The organism is Peribacillus sp. NPDC096379 (assembly GCF_044762875.1).
GTDB lineage: Bacteria > Bacillota > Bacilli > Bacillales > DSM-1321 > Peribacillus.
Map to the genome: position 1 here is coordinate 1 of NZ_JBIWFD010000001.1, position 22,951 is coordinate 22,951.

The 22,951-nt window shown below is 40.9% G+C and carries 23 protein-coding genes and 16 tRNA genes; 29 read left to right on the forward strand and 10 right to left on the reverse strand.

All coding sequences use genetic code 11. The annotated features are described in order from the left end of the window. Position 1 precedes the first annotated feature (1 nt). From ACIQZI_RS00005 to ACIQZI_RS00080, 16 genes are all read left to right on the forward strand, one after another. Positions 2 to 90: transfer RNA gene (locus ACIQZI_RS00005), tRNA-Leu, on the forward strand. 14 nt (positions 91 to 104) lie between these two features. Next, positions 105 to 181: transfer RNA gene (locus ACIQZI_RS00010), tRNA-Arg, on the forward strand. A gap of 8 nt (positions 182 to 189) precedes the next feature. Further along, a tRNA-Pro gene (locus ACIQZI_RS00015) sits at positions 190 to 266 on the forward strand. Between the two features lie 22 nt (positions 267 to 288). Further along, positions 289 to 364 (forward strand) — tRNA-Ala (locus ACIQZI_RS00020). Between the two features lie 23 nt (positions 365 to 387). Next, positions 388 to 464, forward strand: a tRNA-Met gene (locus ACIQZI_RS00025). 8 nt (positions 465 to 472) lie between these two features. Next, a tRNA-Ile gene (locus ACIQZI_RS00030) sits at positions 473 to 549 on the forward strand. Between the two features lie 12 nt (positions 550 to 561). Next, positions 562 to 654 (forward strand) — tRNA-Ser (locus tag ACIQZI_RS00035). A 31-nt stretch (positions 655 to 685) separates the two neighbouring features. Continuing rightward, positions 686 to 759, forward strand: a tRNA-Met gene (locus ACIQZI_RS00040). A 3-nt stretch (positions 760 to 762) separates the two neighbouring features. Further along, positions 763 to 839, forward strand: a tRNA-Asp gene (locus ACIQZI_RS00045). Between the two features lie 111 nt (positions 840 to 950). After that, a tRNA-Phe gene (locus ACIQZI_RS00050) sits at positions 951 to 1,026 on the forward strand. A 22-nt stretch (positions 1,027 to 1,048) separates the two neighbouring features. Then, positions 1,049 to 1,124 (forward strand) — tRNA-His (locus tag ACIQZI_RS00055). Between the two features lie 5 nt (positions 1,125 to 1,129). Continuing rightward, positions 1,130 to 1,203, forward strand: a tRNA-Gly gene (locus ACIQZI_RS00060). A 6-nt stretch (positions 1,204 to 1,209) separates the two neighbouring features. Further along, positions 1,210 to 1,286 (forward strand) — tRNA-Ile (locus tag ACIQZI_RS00065). A 1-nt stretch (position 1,287) separates the two neighbouring features. Then, positions 1,288 to 1,362 (forward strand) — tRNA-Asn (locus ACIQZI_RS00070). A 1-nt stretch (position 1,363) separates the two neighbouring features. Beyond that, positions 1,364 to 1,454, forward strand: a tRNA-Ser gene (locus ACIQZI_RS00075). Positions 1,455 to 1,457: 3 nt separating this feature from the next. Next, positions 1,458 to 1,529 (forward strand) — tRNA-Glu (locus tag ACIQZI_RS00080). A 118-nt stretch (positions 1,530 to 1,647) separates the two neighbouring features. Here the strand turns inward: ACIQZI_RS00080 and ACIQZI_RS00085 are convergent. Together ACIQZI_RS00085 and ACIQZI_RS00090 are read right to left on the reverse strand one after the other, a co-directional pair. Next, the gene (locus ACIQZI_RS00085; RefSeq protein ID WP_403067767.1) at positions 1,648 to 2,304 is read right to left on the reverse strand and encodes a TraR/DksA C4-type zinc finger protein; all 657 of its coding nucleotides are present in this window, start codon (positions 2,302 to 2,304) and stop codon (positions 1,648 to 1,650) included. A gap of 257 nt (positions 2,305 to 2,561) precedes the next feature. Further along, a complete protein-coding gene (locus ACIQZI_RS00090; RefSeq protein ID WP_403067774.1) occupies positions 2,562 to 3,491 on the reverse strand; it encodes a 1,4-dihydroxy-2-naphthoate polyprenyltransferase in 930 nt (309 codons plus the stop codon). A gap of 274 nt (positions 3,492 to 3,765) precedes the next feature. On the opposite strand from ACIQZI_RS00090, the gene ACIQZI_RS00095 reads away from it, so the two are divergent. From ACIQZI_RS00095 to ACIQZI_RS00125, 7 genes are all read left to right on the forward strand, one after another. Further along, positions 3,766 to 5,175, forward strand: coding sequence for an isochorismate synthase (locus tag ACIQZI_RS00095; RefSeq protein ID WP_403067777.1), 1,410 nt, complete (start codon positions 3,766 to 3,768; stop codon positions 5,173 to 5,175). Further along, the gene (gene menD / locus ACIQZI_RS00100) at positions 5,168 to 6,913 is read left to right on the forward strand and encodes a 2-succinyl-5-enolpyruvyl-6-hydroxy-3-cyclohexene-1-carboxylic-acid synthase (RefSeq protein WP_403067782.1); all 1,746 of its coding nucleotides are present in this window, start codon (positions 5,168 to 5,170) and stop codon (positions 6,911 to 6,913) included. The genes ACIQZI_RS00095 and menD overlap by 8 nt, the downstream gene beginning before the upstream one ends. Next, complete coding sequence (menH, locus tag ACIQZI_RS00105) at positions 6,910 to 7,716, forward strand: 2-succinyl-6-hydroxy-2,4-cyclohexadiene-1-carboxylate synthase (RefSeq protein WP_403067787.1); 807 nt, start codon at positions 6,910 to 6,912, stop codon at positions 7,714 to 7,716. Before menD ends, menH begins: the two co-directional genes overlap by 4 nt. A gap of 13 nt (positions 7,717 to 7,729) precedes the next feature. Continuing rightward, positions 7,730 to 8,548 (forward strand): 1,4-dihydroxy-2-naphthoyl-CoA synthase, encoded by an 819-nt coding sequence (gene menB / locus ACIQZI_RS00110; protein WP_062175688.1) that lies wholly within the window; start codon positions 7,730 to 7,732, stop codon positions 8,546 to 8,548. A 287-nt stretch (positions 8,549 to 8,835) separates the two neighbouring features. Further along, the gene (locus tag ACIQZI_RS00115) at positions 8,836 to 10,323 is read left to right on the forward strand and encodes an o-succinylbenzoate--CoA ligase (RefSeq protein ID WP_403067794.1); all 1,488 of its coding nucleotides are present in this window, start codon (positions 8,836 to 8,838) and stop codon (positions 10,321 to 10,323) included. 3 nt (positions 10,324 to 10,326) lie between these two features. After that, entirely contained in the window at positions 10,327 to 11,436 is a 1,110-nt protein-coding gene (gene menC, locus ACIQZI_RS00120) for an o-succinylbenzoate synthase (protein WP_403067797.1), read from the forward strand. 298 nt (positions 11,437 to 11,734) lie between these two features. After that, on the forward strand, positions 11,735 to 11,875 hold the full coding sequence (locus tag ACIQZI_RS00125) for a hypothetical protein (RefSeq protein WP_157279334.1): 141 nt from the start codon (positions 11,735 to 11,737) through the stop codon (positions 11,873 to 11,875). Positions 11,876 to 12,287: 412 nt separating this feature from the next. Here the strand turns inward: ACIQZI_RS00125 and ACIQZI_RS00130 are convergent, their stop codons facing one another. Together ACIQZI_RS00130 and yidD are read right to left on the reverse strand one after the other, a co-directional pair. Further along, complete coding sequence (locus ACIQZI_RS00130) at positions 12,288 to 13,271, reverse strand: metal ABC transporter solute-binding protein, Zn/Mn family (RefSeq protein WP_049682966.1); 984 nt, start codon at positions 13,269 to 13,271, stop codon at positions 12,288 to 12,290. 137 nt (positions 13,272 to 13,408) lie between these two features. Further along, positions 13,409 to 13,645 carry a membrane protein insertion efficiency factor YidD gene (gene yidD / locus ACIQZI_RS00135; protein ID WP_403067806.1) on the reverse strand — a complete coding sequence of 79 codons (237 nt, stop codon included), beginning with the start codon at positions 13,643 to 13,645 and terminating at the stop codon, positions 13,409 to 13,411. 163 nt (positions 13,646 to 13,808) lie between these two features. Between yidD and ACIQZI_RS00140 the strand changes: the two genes are divergently transcribed. Continuing rightward, positions 13,809 to 14,282 carry an S-ribosylhomocysteine lyase gene (locus ACIQZI_RS00140; protein ID WP_049682965.1) on the forward strand — a complete coding sequence of 158 codons (474 nt, stop codon included), beginning with the start codon at positions 13,809 to 13,811 and terminating at the stop codon, positions 14,280 to 14,282. Positions 14,283 to 14,434: 152 nt separating this feature from the next. Here the strand turns inward: ACIQZI_RS00140 and ytzI are convergent, their stop codons facing one another. After that, a complete protein-coding gene (gene ytzI, locus ACIQZI_RS00145; RefSeq protein WP_082191186.1) occupies positions 14,435 to 14,593 on the reverse strand; it encodes a YtzI protein in 159 nt (52 codons plus the stop codon). A gap of 133 nt (positions 14,594 to 14,726) precedes the next feature. Between ytzI and ACIQZI_RS00150 the strand changes: the two genes are divergently transcribed. Further along, a complete protein-coding gene (locus tag ACIQZI_RS00150) occupies positions 14,727 to 15,212 on the forward strand; it encodes a Dps family protein (RefSeq protein ID WP_403067813.1) in 486 nt (161 codons plus the stop codon). Between the two features lie 217 nt (positions 15,213 to 15,429). Here the strand turns inward: ACIQZI_RS00150 and ACIQZI_RS00155 are convergent, their stop codons facing one another. Next, positions 15,430 to 15,687, reverse strand: a complete 258-nt coding sequence (locus ACIQZI_RS00155) for a DUF6154 family protein (RefSeq protein WP_028392644.1) — start codon at positions 15,685 to 15,687, stop codon at positions 15,430 to 15,432. 115 nt (positions 15,688 to 15,802) lie between these two features. Here ACIQZI_RS00155 and ACIQZI_RS00160 point away from each other — a divergent pair, with 115 nt between their 5' ends. Then, entirely contained in the window at positions 15,803 to 16,198 is a 396-nt protein-coding gene (locus ACIQZI_RS00160) for a hypothetical protein (RefSeq protein WP_062175698.1), read from the forward strand. Positions 16,199 to 16,592: 394 nt separating this feature from the next. On the opposite strand, the gene ACIQZI_RS00165 is transcribed toward ACIQZI_RS00160, so the two are convergent. Continuing rightward, a complete protein-coding gene (locus ACIQZI_RS00165) occupies positions 16,593 to 17,462 on the reverse strand; it encodes a DUF6612 family protein (protein ID WP_403067820.1) in 870 nt (289 codons plus the stop codon). A gap of 131 nt (positions 17,463 to 17,593) precedes the next feature. Between ACIQZI_RS00165 and ytkD the strand changes: the two genes are divergently transcribed. Further along, positions 17,594 to 18,076 carry an RNA deprotection pyrophosphohydrolase gene (gene ytkD / locus ACIQZI_RS00170; RefSeq protein WP_403067825.1) on the forward strand — a complete coding sequence of 161 codons (483 nt, stop codon included), beginning with the start codon at positions 17,594 to 17,596 and terminating at the stop codon, positions 18,074 to 18,076. Between the two features lie 68 nt (positions 18,077 to 18,144). On the opposite strand, the gene ACIQZI_RS00175 is transcribed toward ytkD, so the two are convergent. Genes ACIQZI_RS00175 through ACIQZI_RS00185 form a run of 3 tightly spaced genes read right to left on the reverse strand, consistent with a single transcriptional unit; the run spans position 18,145 to position 20,700 of the window. Continuing rightward, positions 18,145 to 18,942 (reverse strand): ABC transporter permease, encoded by a 798-nt coding sequence (locus tag ACIQZI_RS00175; RefSeq protein ID WP_403067830.1) that lies wholly within the window; start codon positions 18,940 to 18,942, stop codon positions 18,145 to 18,147. Then, positions 18,932 to 19,702 (reverse strand): ABC transporter ATP-binding protein, encoded by a 771-nt coding sequence (locus ACIQZI_RS00180; protein ID WP_403067834.1) that lies wholly within the window; start codon positions 19,700 to 19,702, stop codon positions 18,932 to 18,934. The genes ACIQZI_RS00175 and ACIQZI_RS00180 overlap by 11 nt, the downstream gene beginning before the upstream one ends. A gap of 2 nt (positions 19,703 to 19,704) precedes the next feature. Further along, positions 19,705 to 20,700, reverse strand: coding sequence for an ABC transporter substrate-binding protein (locus tag ACIQZI_RS00185; protein ID WP_403067839.1), 996 nt, complete (start codon positions 20,698 to 20,700; stop codon positions 19,705 to 19,707). Positions 20,701 to 21,203: 503 nt separating this feature from the next. Here ACIQZI_RS00185 and ACIQZI_RS00190 point away from each other — a divergent pair. Further along, positions 21,204 to 21,419, forward strand: coding sequence for a hypothetical protein (locus ACIQZI_RS00190; RefSeq protein ID WP_403067844.1), 216 nt, complete (start codon positions 21,204 to 21,206; stop codon positions 21,417 to 21,419). A gap of 256 nt (positions 21,420 to 21,675) precedes the next feature. Beyond that, positions 21,676 to 22,629, forward strand: a complete 954-nt coding sequence (locus ACIQZI_RS00195; protein WP_403067847.1) for an alpha/beta hydrolase — start codon at positions 21,676 to 21,678, stop codon at positions 22,627 to 22,629. Positions 22,630 to 22,951: the final 322 nt, after the last annotated feature.

A 22,951-nucleotide genomic window follows, 5' to 3' on the forward strand; every position in this document is an offset into this window, starting at 1 on the left:
TGCCGGGGTGGCGGAACTGGCAGACGCACAGGACTTAAAATCCTGCGGTAGGTGACTACCGTACCGGTTCGATTCCGGTCCTCGGCACCATTTTAAATATATATGCGCCCGTAGCTCAATTGGATAGAGCGTCTGACTACGGATCAGAAGGTTATGGGTTCGACTCCTTTCGGGCGCGCCATATATAGACGGGAAGTAGCTCAGCTTGGTAGAGCACTTGGTTTGGGACCAAGGGGTCGCAGGTTCGAATCCTGTCTTCCCGACCATGAACATCTAACCATTTATTATGGGGCCTTAGCTCAGCTGGGAGAGCGCCTGCCTTGCACGCAGGAGGTCAGCGGTTCGATCCCGCTAGGCTCCACCATTTATTCAAACTTATATTATTTTGGCGGTGTAGCTCAGCTGGCTAGAGCATTCGGTTCATACCCGAAAGGTCGTGGGTTCGACTCCCTCCGCCGCTACCAAAATATAAGGACCTTTAGCTCAGTTGGTTAGAGCAGACGGCTCATAACCGTCCGGTCGTAGGTTCGAGTCCTACAAGGTCCACCATGTATGCTATTTGGAGGTATACCCAAGTTTGGCTGAAGGGATCGGTCTTGAAAACCGACAGGGGAGTCAAATCCCGCGGGGGTTCGAATCCCTCTACCTCCTCCATTTTCAAAATAAATTTTATCATTCTTATTATCGCGGGGTGGAGCAGTTCGGTAGCTCGTCGGGCTCATAACCCGAAGGTCGCAGGTTCAAATCCTGTCCCCGCAATCTGGTCCGGTAGTTCAGTTGGTTAGAATGCCTGCCTGTCACGCAGGAGGTCGCGGGTTCGAGTCCCGTCCGGACCGCCATTTTTATTCAATAGTTAACTTGCTTTTGATATAAATTAATTGGCTTAGTTGCTCAGTAGTTAGAGCACGAAAGATAACTATAATCTTTATTTAAGTTATCAAATTTAATATGGCTCAGTAGCTCAGTCGGTAGAGCAAAGGACTGAAAATCCTTGTGTCGGCGGTTCGATTCCGTCCTGAGCCACCATTATTATTCAATATGTTTTATGGCGGTTGTGGCGAAGTGGTTAACGCACCTGATTGTGGTTCAGGCATTCGTGGGTTCGATTCCCATCAGTCGCCCCATTTACGCGGGTGTAGTTTAGTGGTAAAACCTCAGCCTTCCAAGCTGATGATGAGAGTTCGATTCTCTTCACCCGCTCCATAGAATGGGCCTATAGCTCAGCTGGTTAGAGCGCACGCCTGATAAGCGTGAGGTCGATGGTTCGAGTCCATTTAGGCCCACCATTCCGCAGTAGCTCAGTGGTAGAGCATTCGGCTGTTAACCGAACGGTCGTAGGTTCGAGTCCTACCTGCGGAGCCATGGGGAAGTACTCAAGAGGCTGAAGAGGCGCCCCTGCTAAGGGTGTAGGTCGGGTAACCGGCGCGAGGGTTCAAATCCCTCCTTCTCCGCCATTTGGCCCCTTGGTCAAGCGGTTAAGACACCGCCCTTTCACGGCGGTAACACGGGTTCGAATCCCGTAGGGGTCATATAGAAAAGGTGCATACATCTACGTATGCATCTTTTTTATTTGACTTTTTTAGAATGGTCCTACTATATCATTACTTATTTACTTAATAGATGGGGAGTCCTTTATCCATCTAGCATTTATTGCTTTTTATTAGGATAAACATTTCTGTTCTTTCCTTGTACATCATTTCCTATATATGCTTCATATTCTTCTATAAAGCCTTCTGTTTCCTCTTCATTATCATAAATAGTATCATAACTCTCATGGTCGCCACTGTAGTCGGAAGGTGTCTCCGAAGTTCCAAAACGGGCAACCTCAGCAAAGCTATCTTCTTTGTCAGTGATTTCATTTCCAAGGCGGCGATTTTCGAAGTGGTTTCCTAAAGATGGGATAAGTACTTCTTCTTCTACCGGTCGTGCTGAAATAGTGTTTTGTGTTTGAGCGTGTTCAAAACAATGTAATGTGGCTGGAACTGCTTCGAGTCGTTCCAGAGAAATGGTGTTACCACAAACTTTACAATAACCATAATTTCCTTCATTTATAGCTTCAAGGGCAGCATTAGTTTTCTCAATTTGGGATTTAGCATGATCATTCAACGCCGAAATTCTTTCTTTATCCAAAAGTTCAGTACCCATATCTGCTGGGTGGTTATCATAAGAAGATAGTTCATCTACGGATTCTCTTTGCCCCACCTTTACTAAGGTTTCTTCATTCCTTTTAGTTTGTTGTTGGAGTTGTTCTTTTTCTAAAAGTAATTTTTCCTTTAAATTTTGAATTTGTTTAGTAGTAGCCATTTTATTTCACTCCTTAGGAGATTTTTTTGGATCGTATATGTAACATTACCCGAATAGATGTTAGTAGAAACGTTGAGGGGTATGAAGAAAGAGGGGATTGATCACTTCTTTAACCATTTGATAAGAACAAAAAAGGATGTCCCAAAAGCAAAGGGTCAGCCCCAGCAACAACTAAATGCAGTAAAGGATAAGTGTAAGAAACACTACATACTGATTTAGTGTGCGAGGTCAGACCCTTTTTGACATCCAATTTTTCATTAAACAAAATAGCTAATCAATAATCCTATAGATAGAAGCAAGCCGAAAATGGTGTTTGTTTGAGCAGTTGCTTTCATGGCGGGCATCATTTCAATCGGAATGGTTTTGCCAACAAAGCCTTTTGTTGCTTTTGCAGCCTTAGGGATGCTTAATAGAGTTAGCAGAATCCATGGTGTTACAACTCCTAATGCAACAATTACAATAATCCATAGGTAGGCAATAGCAAACATGATAACCATGAATCGCAAACCTTTTTCACGTCCTAGTAAAATTGGCAGCGTGCGTCGACCGTTTGCTTTGTCACCATCATGGTCACGTAGGTTATTAGACATATTAATTAAGCCGACTAGAATGAGGCTAGGTACTGATACGATTGCAACTGTGCTTGAAACATGACCAGTTTGGATGAAATAAGCAATGAGTATAATGACGTAGCCCATGAAAAATCCTGAAAAAAGTTCACCAAATGGTGTAGATGAAATAGGGATGGGCCCGCCTGTATACAAGTAACCGATAAGCATGCAGATTAAACCAACTGCAGCAAGCCACCATGAGGACACAGCACAGATATACACGCCAAGCAAAAGAGCGATTGCATAAAAGCTGAGTGCCAAATTCATAATCAACTTCGGCGTCATTCCATGGCGAACGATTCCGCCACCAATGCCAACTGATTCAGCGGTATCTAGACCGCGTTTAAAGTCATAGTATTCATTAAATAAATTAGTAGCTGCTTGAATTAATAGGCTGGCAATTAGCATTGCTGCAAATAGGATCCAGTTTACTTCCTCTGCTATTAAAGAGAGCAAGGTACCAATTAGTACAGGGACAAACGCTGCTGTCAACGTATGTGGACGAATCAGTTCCCACCAAATCTTCCAGCTGCGTTTTTCTTGTTGGGGTGAAACGGAATTAGATTGTATAGACATTACACTTCTCCTCTTAAGTTAGCTTGCATTTGTAATCACGAATCAAATATTGGTACAGAATAAGTGTAGGAAAACAAATTAAGTGTGTCAATGTCTATTTGTGATTTTCTTAACAATAACGTTTGTTTGTTTTTAAAAGAGAATATATTAATAGGAAAAAAGTTGTCATAGAACGATGAATAAAGACCGCAATAATTGACATTGAGTCGAAATGAGGTGTATCTTTAAATAGGTTTGTATGCTTTTAAAATGTTGACATTAAGGGGGATTTTTTTTGGCTATCTCACATGAAACTGAATGGTTTTATGGACTTCAGCAAGCTGTGCAAAAAGCGAAACAGCAAAAGCAAAAAGTCTTGTTCAGTGTAGTAAGGAAAATCGATGATTTAGACCCCCTTTCATTTTATCAAGCTGGAAGAGAACGGTATGCAGGAGAACGCTTTTACTGGCAGGATCCTGAAAAAGAACTGACCATTGCTGGTTTAGGTATAGTGGAAAAAATCCAAGTGAAGGCGGATGCTTTAAGAGTGAGAAGGATTGAAGCGAACTGGACTGATCTTCAGAAAAATGCCGTTAAAGCAGGTGTTACTGGAATAGTGGGTACAGGTCCGTTAGTGTTTGGTGGATATTCTTTTGATTATAATAAAACGGATTCCCTGCTTTGGGATCAATTTGGTGATAGTTTGTTTTATATTCCTGCCTTCATGCTATCCATTGTGAAGGGACAAGCATATTTAACGACCAATATTGTTTGCACATCGGAAGATCAAGCAAATCTCTTCATAGATCTGATAAATGAATGGGAAAATGAGATTAGAAATCGTTTGACGAATGTGGCTGTAGGCGTAAATGAGTATTTGGAACAAATCGAGGATAATCCTGAGGGTTGGAAGAGAATTGTTGCAGAAGCCGTTTCACATATGAAGCATTCGGAATTGGACAAAGTTGTTCTAGCAAGAGAATTACGGATTGTGTTTAAGAAACGAATTGAAACAGTTGCTGTTCTTCAGCGGCTTCAAAAGGAACAAGCAGGAAGTTTTATTTTTTGTTTAGAATCGGCAGGGGATTGCTTTATTGGTGCAACCCCTGAGCGTCTCGTAAAAAAACACGGAAATGAATTATTCTCTGCCTGTCTTGCTGGCTCAATTGCTCGTGGGAAAGATGCAAAAAAGGATAGGAAGTTGGAACATGAGCTGCTACATGATCAAAAAAACCTCCTTGAACATCAATATGTCGTTTCCATGATTAAGGATGCACTAAGTTTGGTTTGTAAAAAGCTTGAAGTACCTAAAGATCCGACAGTCATGAAAAATAGGCATATTCAGCATTTGTATACACCAGTTAGCGGAGAATGCGATGCGGATGTGTCTATTTTCGACGTAATAGGCAAGCTTCACCCAACACCTGCAATGGGGGGACTTCCAACAGAACAGGCCGTTGCATGGATCCGTGAGAACGAAGAACTGGAGCGTGGCTTTTATGCATCGCCAATTGGCTGGTCTGATTCTTATGGAAATGGCGAGTTTGCGGTGGGCATACGTTCAGCGCTCATTCAAGGTAATGAAGCCTCCTTATTTGCTGGTTGTGGAGTACTGGAAGACTCTACGCCTGAAGGTGAATACGAAGAAACAGGAATAAAATTTAATCCGATGTTAAGTGCTTTAGGAGGGAACCTTCATGAATGATCGTGATGCGTTAACTGCGTATGCGACGGCTTTTGTCGATGAATTAGCTCAAAATCAAATAAAGGACGTAGTCATTAGTCCAGGTTCACGTTCCACGCCATTGGCCTTGCTTTTGGCGGAGCATCCAGAGATAAAGATTCATATTAATGTGGATGAGCGCTCTGCTGCCTTTTTTGCGTTAGGGCTTGCAAAAGCAATGAAAAAGCCGGTAGCGATGCTTTGTACATCAGGAACGGCAACCGCTAATTATTATCCTGCGATAGTAGAAGCGTTCTACTCTCGGATTCCACTGATTGTCTTAACGGCTGATAGACCGCATGAACTGAGGGATGTCGGTGCACCGCAGACAATCGATCAAATCGGAATGTATGGTAATCACGTGAAGTGGTTTGTCGAGATGGCACTTCCAGAAAGCAGTATGAGCATGGTGCGTTATGCGCGAACGGTTTGTGCAAGAGCTGTAGCGACTGCTGCTAATGAGCCAGCTGGTCCGGTTCATTTGAATTTCCCTCTGCGAGAACCGCTTATTCCGAATTTGGCAGAAGCGAGAAATTATCGTCAGGAGAAACAAGCTACTGTAGCGATTGAACCTGGTACCTTGACATTATCAATGAACCAATTGGATGCGATAGCACAAGAAATTGGGCAAGCTAAACGAGGGCTGATTATATGCGGAGAGATGAAGAATGATGGCATAAAAGAGGCCGTGACAAAGCTTGGCGGAAAACTAGGATTTCCCATTCTTGCCGATCCACTTTCACAGTTGCGAAGCGGTCAACATTCGTTTTCAAATGTGATAGACTGTTATGATACATTTTTGCGTGATGAGCATGTGATGGATGCTTTTCATCCAGATGTCATCCTCCGATTTGGAGCAATGCCTGTATCGAAGCCTTTGCTGTTATGGTTAAAAAAACAGAAAGCCGAGTCCTTTGTCATTGATGGTGGAGCAGGCTATCGGGACCCAAGCGGTCTTGCAACGCGTATGCTGTACAGTGAAGAGGAACGCTTTTGCCGAGATATTGCAGATAGGCTGCCTGAAAACGGTGACCAAGACTGGTTGCAACGCTGGGTTAAGGTTAATGAAGCGACAAAACATGCGCTCCGAAGCATCGTTAATGAAGAAGAGTTGGATGAAGGAAAGCTATTTTACCAATTGAATGAGATTATGCCGGAGCACTCTCATTTATTTGTCGGAAACAGTATGCCTATTCGAGATGTAGATACGTTTTTCTTTGCAAATAATAAAAACATAGAACTTTATGCAAACCGGGGTGCAAATGGAATTGATGGAATTGTTTCGACCGCTCTTGGTGTGAGTACGGTTAAAGAAAAGACCGTACTTGCGATCGGTGATTTAAGCTTTTTCCACGATATGAATGGTTTGCTTGCCGGAAAGCTTCAAGGCCAAAATTTGACCATTTTAGTGATTAATAATGATGGGGGCGGGATTTTCTCTTTCTTGTCGCAAGCTTCGGAAAAAGAATATTTCGAAGTATTATTCGGTACTCCCCATGGTCTGGATTTTTCACACGCGGCTCGTCTTTATAACGCAACGTATCGAAAGATAAAGGATTGGGATGAATTTAACGAGGTCTTTCCTGCATCATTTTCAATACCTGGATTAAAGATTATCGAGATTCCGACAAATCGTGAGACGAATGTTTTAAAACATCGTAATTTGTGGAGTTTTGTTTCCCGGGAAATAGCAGCTGCTTTAAACGGAGAAATACAGTGAAACTTGTCTGTAGAAGTGTCGAGTACCATATAGACATCATAGGACATGGGGAACCTCTGCTCCTTTTACATGGGTTTACAGGTAGCCTTGAAACATGGAGATTTCTTTGGCCGATGCAGAAGAAGTATCAGCTGATTATGGTGGATATCATTGGTCACGGTTCTACAGAATCTCCTCATAATGCTGAGCGATATACTATGCTGGAAGCGGCGAAGGATATTCGAGAAATCTTAGAAAAGCTTTCGATTCAAAAAACGCATGTGCTTGGCTATTCAATGGGCGGAAGGTTGGCGCTAAGTTTTGCTTGCTTATTTCCTGAATTTGTACAGTCACTGATACTTGAAAGTGCTTCTCCGGGACTGAAGACAGAGACTGCACGACAAGAGCGTAGAATCCAAGATGCAAAGCTAGCGGATAAAATTGTCGAAAAGGGCATTTCGGCTTTTGTCGATGACTGGGAGAATATCCCCCTTTTCGATTCACAGAAGAAAATGTCTCAGGAGAAACAAAAGGCTGTGAGAAAAGAGCGGCTCGCGAATACGGAACTGGGTCTTTGTAACAGTTTACTTGGAATGGGGACAGGGGATCAGCCTTCCTGGTGGAATCAGCTTGAAAACTTACCTATGCCAATTCTCCTTCTCACAGGTGAGTTGGATAATAAATTTTGTGACATAGCGAGATCGATGCAATCACTCATGAAAGATTGCGAATGGCAGATAATAAATGATGCTGGTCATGCAATTCATGTGGAAGATGAAGAGAAGTTTGGTAAGATAGTAAGTGAGTTTTTAGCAAAACAATAAAGGAGGATATAACATGACAATTCAGTGGGAAACAATTCGTGAATATCAAGAAATTTTATTCCAAAAATACAATGGGATTGCTAAAGTATCGATTAACCGACCACATGTACATAACGCTTTTACACCGAAAACAGTGTCTGAAATGATCGATGCATTTGCAAGAGCGCGTGATGACTCTAGCATTGGCGTTATTATATTAACAGGTGAAGGCGGCAAAGCTTTCTGTTCAGGCGGTGACCAAAAAGTACGTGGACATGGTGGGTATGTTGGCGACGATGATATTCCACGTTTAAATGTATTAGATCTACAACGCTTAATTCGTACGATTCCTAAACCAGTTGTTGCTATGGTGGCAGGTTATGCGATTGGCGGAGGACATGTACTACACATCGTCTGTGACTTAACGATTGCTGCTGACAATGCGGTATTCGGACAAACAGGACCAACGGTAGGAAGCTTTGACGCGGGTTATGGGTCTGGCTACTTAGCACGGATTGTAGGGCATAAGAAAGCGCGTGAAATCTGGTACCTATGCCGTCAATATGGCGCACAGGAAGCATTGGACATGGGCTTAGTTAATACAGTTGTACCATTAGAGCAATTAGAAGCTGAAACAGTACAATGGTGTGAGGAAATGCTTGAAAAGAGTCCGACCGCTCTTCGCTTCTTAAAGGCTGCATTTAACGCGGACACAGATGGTCTTGCAGGACTTCAGCAATTTGCTGGCGACGCTACACTTCTGTATTATACAACAGACGAAGCAAAAGAAGGCCGCGATGCTTTCAAAGAAAAACGTAAACCTGATTTCGGTCAATTCCCACGTTTTCCTTAATACAAATGGACACGGCAGCTTGGCGGATTTTCTCGTCGAGCTGTTTTTATATACAAAACCTAAATGGTTGTTAAAATGCCACCAGTTACTTTGAAGGATCTATCATTAAGAACGCTACACTCGCCTAATCACAATGGTGGCGGTGTGGAGCCGGAATTGTGGATGCTTTCTCGATAAGATGAGTATCCTGCTAAGTAAGATTGGTTATAGTAGTAAGTCGCGACCGTTCCCATGTCCTTTATACAAAAAAGGGGGCTAAATTTTGATTACAGAAAGAAGAGATCACCATGAATACAACGGAAAGACTACCCAATTGGCTGAAGAAACGAGCTATGCTGTCGCCACATCGACCAGCTGTTGAATTTGAAGGAAAGGTTCTTACTTTTCGCGAGCTTGATTTGCAAGCGGAAGAGATGGCGGCAAAGCTTGCTACTCAAAATCTAAAACGGGGAGATTCTTGTGCTGTATTAATCCGAAATCACAAGGATAGTGTCATAATCATTCATGCTCTTTTTTATCTTGGTGTGAAGATTGTTATGCTGAATACTCGTTTAACTGCAGCTGAACTCATTTGGCAGCTTCGTGATAGTGAAGCAAAACTGCTTGTCTCTGAACAAGCTTTTTTTGAAAAACTAAATGTGATTCAATCTTCCATGCAGGAGTTGCCCATTATTGAAAAAGAGGCGTTGGCTTTTATTAGTGGAGTAGAAGGCGTGCTTATTTTAGAAGAATTTGATTTGAGTGATATTGCGACCATCATGTATACATCGGGAACAACTGGGAATCCAAAGGGTGTCATTCAAACTTTTGGGAACCATTGGTGGAGTGCAGTAGGCTCTGTTTTGAACCTTGGATTGACAGAACGAGATAGCTGGTATTGCGCGGTCCCCATTTTTCACATTAGCGGGCTTTCCATCTTCATGCGAAACGTCATTTATGGCATGAAGGTTGTGCTCGTTGAGAAATTTAATGAAGCAGAGGCCAATCAAATGATCATGGGAAATGGTGTGACGATTATTTCGGTTGTAACGGCTATGTTAAACAGGATGCTTACTGACCTTCGAGGAGATAAGTATCCAGCCACTTTTCGCTGTATGTTGCTTGGCGGTGGTCCGGCACCTAAGCATATGCTTTTGGAGTGCAAGGAAAAAGGCATCCCTGTCTATCAAACATATGGCATGACGGAAACGAGTTCGCAAATTGTCACCCTTTCACCTGAGGATAGTCTACAGAAAATTGGTTCAGCTGGGAAAACATTGTTTCCATCGCAATTGCGAATTGAAAAGGATGGACTTGAAGCAGAGCCGAATCAACCTGGTGAAATTGTTGTAAAAGGACCGAATGTAACTAAAGGTTATTTGAACCGAAAAGAAGCGACGGACGAAGCTATCAAGAATGGCTGGCTGTATACAGGTGATATCGGTTATGTGGATGAAGAGGGCTTTCTGTTTGTCATGGATCGTCGGTCAGATTTAATCATTTCCGGCGGTGAAAATGTGTACCCTGCTGAAATTGAAGCAGTAGTAGGCAGTCATCCAGACGTGTTTGAAGCAGGTGTCACGGGAGTGTCTGATGAAGCATGGGGCCAAATTGCTGTTGCCTTTGTTGTTAGTAAACCGGGTAGTGAGCTAACTGAGCAGAAGATTATTGAATATTGTTTAACACGCTTAGCATCCTATAAGGTACCAAAACGAATCATTTTTTGCGAAGGACTGCCGCGGAACGCTTCGAATAAATTGTTGAGAAGAGAACTAAGAAAGCGATTGGAGGACTAGTTTATGAAAATCTCCTCGATTTCTATCTCTCTTATTTCTGCTCCTTTAAAGCGACCATTCATGACTCATTTAGAGACGGTGACAAAACGGGAAGCACTCGTGATTGAAGTCCAAGATAGCGATGGCAGAATCGGCTATGGTGAAGCCGTTCCGTTTTCAAGCCCTTGGTATACAGAAGAAACGATTAAGACATGTTTGCATATATTAGAGGATTTTTTAATTCCACTTGTGCTGCGCAACCCAATGAAACACCCTAAAGAACTTGAAACATTATGGGCTGGTATTCGAAGAAATTCAATGGCGAAATCCGGTCTTGGACAAGCCATTTGGGACTTATATGCAAAGCAACAGGAAATGTACCTGGGCCAATTATTCGGCGGGATGAGGAAAACGGTTGCGGCAGGAGTTGTCATTGCAGCCGATGATGTGAAGAAGGCTCTTAAGCAGATTGAAGAATTTGCTGCAATCGGTTATCAGCGCTATAAAGTAAAGATTCAACGATCTACGGATGTTGAAGTATTATCGGAAATCCGGCGTCATTATCCAGACATTCCGCTTATGGCAGATGCGAATTCTTCGTATTCCCTTGGAGATATTGAGCATTTGAAAAGGCTAGATGAATTCAACTTGCAAATGATCGAACAACCACTCGGACATGATGATTTAGTAGAACATGCAATTTTACAAAAAGAAATCCAAACGCCAATTTGCCTTGATGAAAGCATCTGCTCGTTTCATGACGCTAAACAAGCCTTAATGCTTGGGAGCGGTAAAGTGATTAGTATTAAGATGTCACGCGTTGGTGGATGGGTGGAGGCTGTCAACATTCATAATCTGTGTGTAGAAAAAGACATTCCAGTTTGGTGCGGTGGAATGATTGAATTTGGCATTTCGAAAGCCCATAATATTGCGCTTGCCTCGCTTAACGGATTTACAATTCCAGGTGATGTATCGTCTTCTACACGTTACTGGGAGCATGATATTGTTGATCCAGAAATCGTTGTGGAGAATGGATTTATAACGGTTCCAGATGGTGTGGGAATTGGTTTTGAAGTGAATGAACAGAACTTGAGAGCCATGACGGTTCATCAGCAATTATTTAAATCGCAATAGAGGTTGTTCAAAAAGTCCGGTAAAAATTGCTGTCGAATTGCTTCGTTACTTATTAATGACCTTCTGTTAAGATCGCGCACATCCTGTGCAAGTCCGGTTCTCGAGCTTCTCGGCTCTTTTTATCCTTCTTTTTGAACACGTACTATTAGAAATGTTGGGCAAGAAGTGAGATATATGTTCACTTCTTGTATTCCTTTTTGAAGGTTCCATAAAATAGGCGGCTGACTGTTTTTTTCATAGAATTTCTCAGTTATAATGGAGGTAATAAGCATCCAGAATCTGTATGGGAGATGATCTGATGACAAAGCCTTATCTAATTGCAGAAATTTTACTAAGACGTGGCCTGCCAGAGAATGTCGTTAAAGAGATCACAAGACTTGCGGAAAATGAAATTGTTTGGTTAAAGAAAAAATGCAGTTTGGATGAAGTGGAACGCTAACTGGTGCTAACAACCATACAAGAACAATCTAACGTTAAAACACCACCAGATACTGTGAAGGATAGATCATGAAGCACGCTGCACTCACCTCATTACAATGATGGCGGTGCGGAGCCTAAATTTCGGATTTAATCTCGATAAAATAAGTATACCTGTTAAGTTGATTGGCTATATGAGTGAGTCGTGAAGACCCGTCCCCATGTCCTTCATACAAAACAAAGGCAAGCTCTGCATATGGGGTTGCCTTTTTAACATTGGTTCAAAGGGAGGGAATCAAGGTAAGGGTTTATAAAAATAAAAAGGATGTCCCAATGGTCTAACCTCGCACTCATCATACAGTGTATCGTGTCACTTACACTTCTTTTAAACTGTATGTAGTAGTTATGAGGAAAGAACGGACATCCATTTCCATTTAGTTTAAAGCTGTTTTTAACGTTTCAAGGTTTTTATCCATTATGCTGAAATAATCTTCTTTGTTGCTGATATCATTGTCAGTGAGTACAGATAAATTATGGAGCTGCAATGATTTTGCTCCAAGTTCATCTTGGATAATTTTTGTTAGCTTGGATGAGATGTTTTGTTCATAAATGATGTATTGAATTCCATTGTCTTTTGCAGTTTTCACGATGTTTTCCAGTTGTTTTTGTGAAGGTTCACTTGCAGAAATGCCAGATACGCTGATTTGTTCAAGACCGTAACGCTTTTCCCAATAGCCGTAGGCTGCATGTGATACGATAAGTTTCTTTGTTTTTGCTGTAGAGATCGTTTCAGAAAATTGACTATCTAAATTTGTTAATTTTGTTGATAATGCTTCATATTGTTTTTGGAAGTAATCTGCTTTGGCAGGCATTTTTTCAGAAAGCTCATCTTTAATAATTTCAGCCATTTGTGCAGCATAGACAGGATCAATCCAAAGATGTGGATCTACGCCACCATGATCATGCTCATGTTCCTCAGTAGCAGCTTCACCGTCGTGCTCATGCTCATGACTATGTTCTTCAGTAGTAGCTTCATCATCATGCGCTATTTCGACTTTTTCACCTACTGCGACAACTTTTGTGCCTTCATCTTCAAGAATCGATTTCGACTTATTGACAAAGCCTTCTAAGTTATGTCCAATGTAGAAAAAGAGATCAGATTGTGCCATTCCAATGATATCCTTTTGAGATGGTTCAAAGCTATGTTCGTCTGTTCCTGGTGGATAGACCGTTTTTACGTCTACAAAATCGCCACCAATTTTTTTAGTAAAATCCTCTAGGGCATAGACAGTTGTGTAAACCATTAACTTTTCTTTGCCATCATCTGTTTGTGCCTCTTGCTTAGTAGTCGCTGAACTACAGCCAGCCAAAAAGGTGGCAAATATAAATAAGATTGCGATACTTAGCTGTTTTTTCATTTTTCTTTCTCCCCACTATCAGTTTTTGTTCATTAAACGAAACCATTACGGTTTAATAAAAATGGATATAAACGAAATCATTACGATTTGACTTATGTATCGTACCTTAATTAAGCTAAAAGTGCAAGAAAAAAATTTTAAGGTCGATGTTTGCAAGGTTTATCAGGAACTGGGTCAATGCCGCCTGGGTGAAATGGATGGCATTTAGAGATTCTTCTTATGGTAAGCCAGCTACCTTTAATGGGGCCGAACCGTTTAATTGCTTCTAATCCGTAATGTGAGCATGTAGGATAGAAGCGGCAGGTAGGTGGTTTTAAAGGAGAAATAACCTTTTGGTAAAATTGGATTCCGAAAATTAATATTTTTTTTAACATAAGAATCAGCCTTCATTCTATAGAATATATATTGGTAACAATATATCATATTTTCATTCAAAAAGATGCTGGAAATCATTTTCCTTCTAATTCAGTTTAAATAGATGAAATAAATCGGGATTAGATGTAGTATATACATATAAATGGGAAGAGGAGTGATACAATGCCTTCAGTAGAGAGCTTTGAATTAGATCATAATGCCGTGAAAGCACCTTATGTACGTCACTGTGGGGTACATAAAGTAGGGACAGATGGAGTAGTCAATAAATTTGACATTCGTTTTTGCCAGCCCAATAAACAGGCAATGAAGCCGGATGTGATTCATACGTTAGAGCATCTGCTTGCCTTCAATCTTCGTGAGCATTCAGAGAAATATGATCACTTCGATATTATCGATATTTCGCCAATGGGTTGCCAGACTGGGTACTACCTAGTCGTAAGCGGAGACCCGACTGTTACTGAGATCATTGATGTACTTGAAGACACAATGAAGGATGCTGTACAAATTACAGAAATTCCTGCAGCAAATGAAAAACAATGCGGTCAAGCGAAACTTCATGACCTAGAAGGCGCGAAGAAATTGATGAATTTCTGGTTATCACAAAGTAAAGAGGATCTTCATAAAGTTTTCGGTTAAAAGACATCCATGAGCATCTGATCTAAAACTAAAACGATGAAAAAGAAGAAAAGGGTATCTCATAAGGGTCAGACCTCGCACTATACAGTATGTGTTTATACTGCATTTAGTTGTTGCGGGTTCTGACCCTATGCTTTTGAGACGCTCTTTTCTTATTGCTTGTCATTTGAAGTTTTGTTTGCTTTATTCTCATCGGGATCTGGTGATGGATCAATTGTATGTTTATAATCGTATCCTTTATTAATGGTAAAAACAGATAGCGCTAAGATTACAAGGACAATAATAATGCTAATAATTATAATCGTTTTCACCTGTATACTCCTTTACAAGTATTTTACTTTTATTATACAGGAAAATCCTACATTAAACCTTGGCTCATTAGGAAAAAATACATGTTTTAACTTAAGTAGAGAGGGAATTATAGTTAATAGGAGGGTGATAACGATGGCAAAAAATAATATTGTTGAATATAAACAAGGTGAAAACCGTAAAGTGGACCAATTGGTTGAACTGGTGAATCAAGAAATCGCAAACTTAAGTGTGTTATATACAAAATTGCATAATTATCACTGGTATGTAGACGGTCCACATTTCTTCTCTTTGCATGTAAAATTGGAAGAACTATATAACGAAGTTACAGCTCATATGGATGAGCTTGCGGAAAGATTGCTGGCGTTAGGTGCAAAGCCTGTAGCGACGCTTAAGGAACAACTTGATCTAGCAACAATTAAAGAAGCGACTGGAAAAGAAGAAACAGAAGCGATGATACAAACAATCATTAATGATTTTGAGCAATTATCACAAGAATATTCAAAAGCCATTAAATTGGCAGAAGAAAACGCGGACCAAGTGACAGGCGATATGTTTGTAGGAATGCAAAAAAGCTTCGATAAACATACATGGATGCTTCGTGCTTATTTGAAGAAATAATATAGTTCTTTGAAGTCTCGCCTAAAGAAGATGTCTCAGGAAGGGTCGGACCTCGTACTCTATACACAGTATATAGTAGTAAAATACTAACTATAATCTGTATATAGTCGTTGCAAGGTGTGACCCTTTCCTCATGGGACAGCCCTTTTTTTAGAGGAGGGCACATGAAAAAGCCCTCACGATCGAATGAAGGCTGTAGTCTATGTATAAAATGCTTTCAATGAATATTACGAGGGTGATAATGGGTAACTTTGGCATTATTCATGCTATCATGTGCAAATTTGCCTTTAAGTGATTCAATAATGTAAATACCAAGGAGGTTATTAATTTCCTGATCGTCCATTTCTTCAAGTAAGTTGAATATCTCCTTCCGATCAAGCTGTTCAAGGACGGCAAAGGTTAGCATATCGATATCTTCTTCATCCCCAGACAATTTATCACGGTATAGGTTGTACAAATCCTCAATGAGTTTCATTTTTTCACCTCTTTTTCAAGTTTTAAATCATGTTTAGTATATGACTTTCCTAATTAAAGATACTTAATCAATTATTTTACACGTTAATTGTATTTAATGGAAGAATAAGTGATGTATGAAGCAGAGTGATGAAAGGGAAAATAATACTATTATAGGGGGGATTACAGTGGGTGAGGATCGAAAGACGTATTATATTTGGCTGCCGAATGGACAAATCTTTCAGGATAGTGAAAGTTCGCCTTGGAATTATAAAATTGAAGCAACTGATGATGAAATCAAGCAGCTTCGTGAATATTTTGATCAAAATTATTCTACAGAAATCGGAAACTTTTACCGTGCGCACATCCCGTTTTTAGAGTATCATCATGATCCAGGAAATGATGCTTATGATAAGACGCTTCATGAAGTGTACGAGTTGATTTATAAACTTGGAGATACCGATGCGAGAAATCATATTGCGAATATGGAGATATTATCTTCTTTTCCTAGAGAAACAGGGAAGGACCTGTAATGGATACCTTATTTGAAAATTCTAGTCAAGGAAATAAGAAAATTTGCATCCGAGGCACGTTAAGGGACCGATAGCTAAAATGTAGCCTTCATCATCCAAGAGTAAAAATTGAAAACAATAATCCATTCAATTGAAAAAGAACAAGTATCATATTAGAAAAGGGTCAGTCCTCACACTCGTCATACAGTTAAATAAAACTGTATGACGAGTGCGAGGTTAGACCCTTTTTTCTTTTATCAACTTATCCCGCATTAACGGGCAGTAAGACCCCCACCTCAAGGATTAGAGGAATCGAAGAAGCGTAGGTGGGGGGACAACTGCCCGTAAAAGCCCGATTGGTTCAACTAACAATCAGTGGGGGATGAAGAAACCCCCCACTGATTGAAGTTTCACTTTATTGTGGAAGGTCAATTTCTTGTGCGGATTTAAGCACTTCTTCAGGGATCGTAATATCCTTCACGCCGTTATAATTACTAAAGGTTGCGTTTGTTTTTTGTTCGAGTGTCACTTCTTCACTGCCTTCAGTAGTCTTGAATGTCATATCCATGCTCATTGTTGTAGGATTGAAGGTTTTCTTGTCAATCGTATAGGAATACTTTAATCCAGTAACATCTACATTTTGTAAATCAAGTCCTAATTCTTGACCAAAGCTCTGTGAAAGTTGTTCTTGCATGAACGCATTGAATTTTTCAGCTGAAGCATTTAGTGATAAAATATAAGAAGAATCGTCTTGTTCAAATGTGAAGTCTTCAATATATTCTTGCATTTTTTTCAGTTCGGCAGCAGGGTCGCCTTGCTGTTCCGATGCTTTAAGAAGTTCTGTTGACATTTCTTCAGGTAGCTTCATCCATGTTCCTTGTGTTGGTTCATACGTAAAGAAACCTTCTTTAGTGAAATAACTTTCTGTTTTCACTGATTCTTCACCTGGCATATTGATGGATATGACTTGATAGAGGGAGATTGGGTTTTGAATGACATCCATGTCAATGGTTGAAGTAATATCCATTGGTTCTGAATCACTACTTGAAGTAATGGTTTGGTCATTCTCCATTTTCACAGTTAAACTCTTCAATTCTTTACTTGCTACAATGGTTTTTTCAAATACTTCCTCAAGAGTAAGGGATTTTTCTTTTGGTGCAGATTGTTCAGTGTTTGGTTTGGTTTCTGATTTTCCGGTTTCGGAAACGGGTGCAGCTTTTTGGCCACAGCCACTTAAAAGTACTACTAGTGCGAAGAAAGGGATGGCTAATGATTTTAGCTTCATTACATCGACTCCTTTTTGGTCATTTACATACATAATATAATAAAAGAGGAAAAGATTGTTATGTAACACTTCTTTTCTATTTAAATAAACCTTTCTACCTAATTTTTTAGGTGGGGAAACAGGGAGAAAGTATGAAAAAATTTTTTGATAATCATGGACATCAAGTTGATTTTTCCTGTAAAGAGGAATTTGGTGATGCTTGGCATGTGCTTGTTTTAACACACTGGAACAAGCAATGGGTTGTAACACGGCATAAAGTTAGGGGACTTGAATTTCCGGGTGGGAAGCGGGAAAAGGGAGAAACGATTGAGGAGGCAGCGGTACGTGAGGTGTACGAGGAAACAGGCGGGAAGGTGGCCAGTTTGCTTTTTCTTGGACAATATCGTGTACATGCAGTAAGTGGACCGTTTATTAAGTCGATTTACTTTGCTGAACTTACTGAGTTAGTTGAAAAAGACGATTATTTGGAAACGGAGGGACCCGTATTATTGGATCAACTTCCAGATCATCTAGAAACGGACTCTCGCTTTAGTTTTATCATGCGAGATGAGGTTATTCCGTTAAGTATCGAGCGACTGCGAAACATTCTACCGGATTGTAAATCTGATAAATAAGGCTAAGGGTCCAGATCCCGCAACGACTATTACTGCGAGGCTAGGCCCTTTTAAAGCGCCTTATCATTTCAGCGGTCATGCTTAATTAATGATTTTTCAAGCAGTTCAACAAGCTGGTACATCACTGTGGCACAGACAGCGATAATCATGAGCGACAAGAGGACAAGGTTGAAATTAAATACTTGGAATCCATAAATTATCAAATAGCCAAGTCCTTTTGAAGAAACAAGGAATTCGCCGACGATGACGCCAACCCAGGAAAGACCCACATTTACTTTCAATGTCGAGATGATGGTTGGAAAGGATGCAGGTAGTACAGCTTCTTTAAACGTTTGAAAGCGGTTGGCGCCAAATGTTTGGAGCACTAATAGGTAGTTCGGATCAACACCTTTAAATGCGGTGTAGACGACGATGGTCGTGATAATGACGGATATAATCGCTCCCATTGTGATAATAGAAGTGAAGCCTGGTCCGAGTGCTACGATTAAGATCGGTCCAAGAGCGACCTTCGGCATCGCATTTAAGATGACAAGATAAGGATCAAGAACTCTTGAAAGAAATGGCGACCACCAAAGAATCGCGGCAAGTAATGTTCCAAGCAAAGTACCAATGATAAATCCAAGTACTGTTTCGAATAGGGTTATGCTTAGATGGTTAAACAAAGTGCCATCACTTATTTTTGTAAGAAACAGGATCCAAATCTTTGACGGTGAGCTGAAAATGAGTTGATCTATCCACTTGAATCTTGAAGCAATTTCCCATCCTGAAAAAAAAGCAAGGAAGATGAGGAGTTGATACAAACGAACCCACCGTCTCTCTTTGACGAGTGCTGCTTTGTATTGGGTGTGGAGTGCATTAATGTTCAAGGCTCTCAAGCTCCTTCCAAATAGTTTGAAATAGGGAGGAGTAGCTTGGATGGTTACGGGCTTGAAAAGGAGTTAACGATCTAAGTTCATTAGGGACTTCAAATACTTTGTGAATTCTGCCAGGGCGGGCCGCAAACAAGTAAATACGGTCGCTCATAGCAATCGATTCGCCGATATCATGTGTAACCAACACAGCTGTTTTACCATATGCCTTCAATGTTTCAGAAACGAGGTCTTCAAGCTTCAGTTTCGTTTGATAATCGAGCGCAGAGAATGGTTCGTCTAGCAATAGGATCTTTGGATCAACGGCGAGTGTTCTTGCTAGCGCTGCCCGCTGTCTCATTCCACCTGACAACTCCCTTGGATATTGATGTTCTACATTAGGTAAGCCGACATCTTGAAGGAGCTTCATCGCTGTTGACAGAGAAGTTTCTTTATCATGTTTCAATAACTTTAACCCCAGTGTTACGTTTTGCTCAATCGTTTTCCACGGAAATAAGTAATCTTGCTGTAGCATATAGCCTATTTGAAGCTCATCCCGTGAAAGCACGGGCTGCCCTTCCAGCAAAACGGTGCCAGCTGTTGGTGGAAATAGACCAGCAATAATAGATAACAGGGTTGTTTTTCCACAGCCACTTGGGCCAAGAAAGGAGATAAACTCCCCTTTCTCGATCGATAAATGAATATTTTGTAGTGCCTGTGTTGCCGTTTGTTTCGAAAAGTACGTATGATCAACACGATTAATCGTTAGAAAGTCCATGATTACTTCGATACCTTTTCGGCAAATGATGTGTTCACTAAGTCTTCATAAGCTAATCTACTTGGAAGCTCACCTGCTGCATCCATAATATTCTGCAAGTTATTCCACTCTTCTTCATCTAAAATCGGGTCTGTTGCATAGGAGCCTTGTGCTTTATAACGATCCACAACGGTTCCAATTAACGTAAGATCTGTGTCTTCAAAATACGGTTGAATTACTTCGGCTACTTCTTGGCTGCTATGTTCCTGCACCCAATCTTGTGCTTTTTTTACAGCACGGGTGAACTTCTCGACCGTTTCGCCCTTCTCTTCTATATAACTCGCTTTGGTCATGAATGTTGTGTAAGGAATATGCCCTGATTCCGTTCCGAATGAAGCGACAATATGGCCTTTTCCTTCTTTTTCAAACAGGCTGGCAGTCGGTTCAAATAGTTGTACATAATCACCTGTACCTGAAGCGAAAGCTGTAGCAACATTGGCAAAATCAATGTTCTGTATAAGTGTCAGATCATTGTGAGGGTCGATGCCATGCTTCTTGAGTACAAACTCACCAGCCATTTGTGGCATGCCACCTTTACGCTGACCAAGGAAGGTAGACCCTTTTAGCATATCCCAAGAAAAGTCATCGATTTTCTCACGAGAAACGAGGAACGTTCCATCGGTCTGGGTAAGTTGGGCAAAATTCACAATTGGATCATTTGCACCTTGAGCGTTCACGTAAATTGATGTTTCAGACCCGACAAGGGCAACATCCGCGCCATCCGATAATAAAGCAGTCATCGTTTTATCGCCGCCAGCTGTCGTTTTTAAGTCGATGCTTAGTCCTTCTTCTTCAAAAAATCCCTTTTCAATCGCTACATATTGCGGTGCATAGAAAATCGATCGAGTCACCTCTGCGACACGCACCTTTGTCAGATCGTCCTTGCCACATGCACTAAGAGCGAGGATTAATAAACAGGCCAATGTAATCATGAATCCTGCTTTTACCCAATGTTTCATCTTCCATTCCTCCTAATTCGTAGGTCATTCACCTAGAATAACGTATGCAGAAGTGAAAAATGTGTGAATGCCTATAAGAGAGAGAAAAAAGGATCGCGCCACTTCATAAAACCAGCATAATTGCGATCCATAATTTCCTATCGAAGAGGAGTAACGGTTCGACTGAAAACGAATCGTATTGTTCTTATTTACGTTTTTTTGGAATAATAACTGTGCGTGTACTTTCATTAGAAAGTAGTAGAGAGGCAGGTTGTAAGTGTTGCTTTTCGCCGAGAGATACGTACAATCAGTCTCTTTTTCACATCATTCCTTTTGATTTATGGTCAGCTTTCGGACATAAATGAAGTGGAATTTATGGTTCTTCACATTTGGTTGAAATTCATGGGTGCTTTAGGGAAACGAATAACTGTCATCATTAACAACGATCTAGTACGATTTTCATTATTATACACTCAACTTTCACACCTTAAAAATCTTGATTAATTATCGGTATCTTTTGGAAGATGGCAGATGCATTTGGAGGAATCGCTCTGCCTAGATTCATTACAATGGTGGTTATATTTCCTTCTATTGTGGGTAGAGATGAGGAGCAACCTGTACCTCCTTTTCAACAGCTGGCTCTTTTTAAGAAGCGCGAAGTGGCACTTGGATTATCAATCACCTTTTCTTGCTTGGTGGATATTCGATTGTTTATACCTATCTTTCTCCTTCTTTGCTAACTGTATTAGGGATAGTGGTACTTTCCTTAGCACAGGTTTGCTAACCTTCGGGATTGAGAGTCTGATCGGATCGAAGTGGTGTGACTGTTAAACTAAATGGTGGTAAGACGTTGCATATGAGTATTTTGTTGTCCCTTGTAACGAATTCGCCGAGTTTTGGTCGACCTTACATGAAGCTCGTTCTGGGCATGTTATGTGCGGTTAAATTTAGTGAAATATAAAATGAAAACTAATAAAACTTTAGGAGGAGTTAAAGATGACACAAAATCAAAATAGAAAAGTGGTATTGGAGCCTGCTGCACAAAAATTCGTAGAGGACACGGCTAACCCGCCGTACCTGTTTGATCTTGGTCCAGAGAAGGGCAGAGAAACAGTAGATGAAGTACAGTCCGGAGAGGTTAAAAAGCAGCCGGTTGAAGTAGAAGAGCTTGTCATTGAGGGAGAGACAACTGGACCTGTATCCATTAAAATATTGCGCCCTGAAGATGCCTCAGAAAATCTCCCTGTCATTTTATATACGCATGGTGCAGGCTGGGTTTTCGGAAACGCACATACACATGATCGTTTAGTTCGGGAACTTGCTGTTGGATCACAATCAGCGGTCGTGTTTACTAATTACAGTCTTTCGCCAGAAGCCAAATATCCGATTGCTATAGAAGAGGTCTATACGGCTTTGGAATGGATTGCTAAAGAAGGCGATAATTACGGGATGGATTCAAGTAATATTACAGTAGCAGGCGACAGTGTTGGAGGAAATATGTCGGCAGCTATTACGCTAATGGCCAAAGAACGAAAAGGTCCAGCTATTCGCAAGCAATTACTTTTCTATCCTGTAACGGATGCTTCATTTGATACGGATTCATACAAACAATTTGCTACCGGATATTTTCTGCGTATGGATGGGATGCAATGGTTCTGGGATCAGTATACATCCGATCCACAGCAGAGAGCAGAAATAACTGCATCTCCACTTCGGGCAACAACAGAACAATTAAAGGGGCTTCCTGAAGCTTTAGTTATCACGGCAGAAGCCGACGTTTTGCGCGACGAAGGAGAGGCATACGCCAATAAGCTTCGCGAAGCTGGTGTAAAGGTAACTGCAGTACGCTTCCAGGGTATCATTCATGATTTTGTGATGCTTAACGAATTCGCAGACACAGAAGCAGCAAAAGGGGCTATAATGCTTGCAAACGCATGGCTGCGTGAATAGAGGGAACATCCCAAAAAAGAAGATTAACTTTTAAAGGAACGAACCTCTTTTGTCATAATCTCCTTTTTGATTTATTTAATCAAAAGGGAGATTATGCTTTCAAAAACCTGAAAGATGGAATGAAGAACGCTTTTGGAAGGAAGCTTCACTCCGCTTCGATAAAGCGACAGTACGAACCCGACTCAATGAATTACACACTAAGTACACCACGTCCTCATGTCTTGGTCTGTTTGCTCCTCATGTTGTGGAACTAAACCTTTACTTACGCATCGGTAAGTTTCACTGTATCACACCAATCGGGCTTTTACCGACAGTTAATCTC

Excerpts from the sequence above, each read along its gene's own strand:
- ACIQZI_RS00085 (WP_403067767.1), bottom strand. The coding sequence starts at position 2,304 with ATGGCTACTACTAAACAAATTCAAAATTTAAAGGAAAAATTACTTTTA.
- ACIQZI_RS00090 (WP_403067774.1), bottom strand. The coding sequence starts at position 3,491 with ATGTCTATACAATCTAATTCCGTTTCACCCCAACAAGAAAAACGCAGC.
- menD (WP_403067782.1), top strand. The coding sequence starts at position 5,168 with ATGAATGATCGTGATGCGTTAACTGCGTATGCGACGGCTTTTGTCGAT.
- menB (WP_062175688.1), top strand. The coding sequence starts at position 7,730 with ATGACAATTCAGTGGGAAACAATTCGTGAATATCAAGAAATTTTATTC.
- ACIQZI_RS00115 (WP_403067794.1), top strand. The coding sequence starts at position 8,836 with ATGAATACAACGGAAAGACTACCCAATTGGCTGAAGAAACGAGCTATG.
- menC (WP_403067797.1), top strand. The coding sequence starts at position 10,327 with ATGAAAATCTCCTCGATTTCTATCTCTCTTATTTCTGCTCCTTTAAAG.
- ACIQZI_RS00125 (WP_157279334.1), top strand. The coding sequence starts at position 11,735 with ATGACAAAGCCTTATCTAATTGCAGAAATTTTACTAAGACGTGGCCTG.
- ACIQZI_RS00130 (WP_049682966.1), bottom strand. The coding sequence starts at position 13,271 with ATGAAAAAACAGCTAAGTATCGCAATCTTATTTATATTTGCCACCTTT.
- yidD (WP_403067806.1), bottom strand. The coding sequence starts at position 13,645 with ATGTTAAAAAAAATATTAATTTTCGGAATCCAATTTTACCAAAAGGTT.
- ACIQZI_RS00140 (WP_049682965.1), top strand. The coding sequence starts at position 13,809 with ATGCCTTCAGTAGAGAGCTTTGAATTAGATCATAATGCCGTGAAAGCA.
- ACIQZI_RS00150 (WP_403067813.1), top strand. The coding sequence starts at position 14,727 with ATGGCAAAAAATAATATTGTTGAATATAAACAAGGTGAAAACCGTAAA.
- ACIQZI_RS00155 (WP_028392644.1), bottom strand. The coding sequence starts at position 15,687 with ATGAAACTCATTGAGGATTTGTACAACCTATACCGTGATAAATTGTCT.
- ACIQZI_RS00160 (WP_062175698.1), top strand. The coding sequence starts at position 15,803 with ATGAAGCAGAGTGATGAAAGGGAAAATAATACTATTATAGGGGGGATT.
- ACIQZI_RS00165 (WP_403067820.1), bottom strand. The coding sequence starts at position 17,462 with ATGAAGCTAAAATCATTAGCCATCCCTTTCTTCGCACTAGTAGTACTT.
- ytkD (WP_403067825.1), top strand. The coding sequence starts at position 17,594 with ATGAAAAAATTTTTTGATAATCATGGACATCAAGTTGATTTTTCCTGT.
- ACIQZI_RS00180 (WP_403067834.1), bottom strand. The coding sequence starts at position 19,702 with ATGGACTTTCTAACGATTAATCGTGTTGATCATACGTACTTTTCGAAA.
- ACIQZI_RS00185 (WP_403067839.1), bottom strand. The coding sequence starts at position 20,700 with ATGAAACATTGGGTAAAAGCAGGATTCATGATTACATTGGCCTGTTTA.
- ACIQZI_RS00190 (WP_403067844.1), top strand. The coding sequence starts at position 21,204 with ATGGCAGATGCATTTGGAGGAATCGCTCTGCCTAGATTCATTACAATG.
- ACIQZI_RS00195 (WP_403067847.1), top strand. The coding sequence starts at position 21,676 with ATGACACAAAATCAAAATAGAAAAGTGGTATTGGAGCCTGCTGCACAA.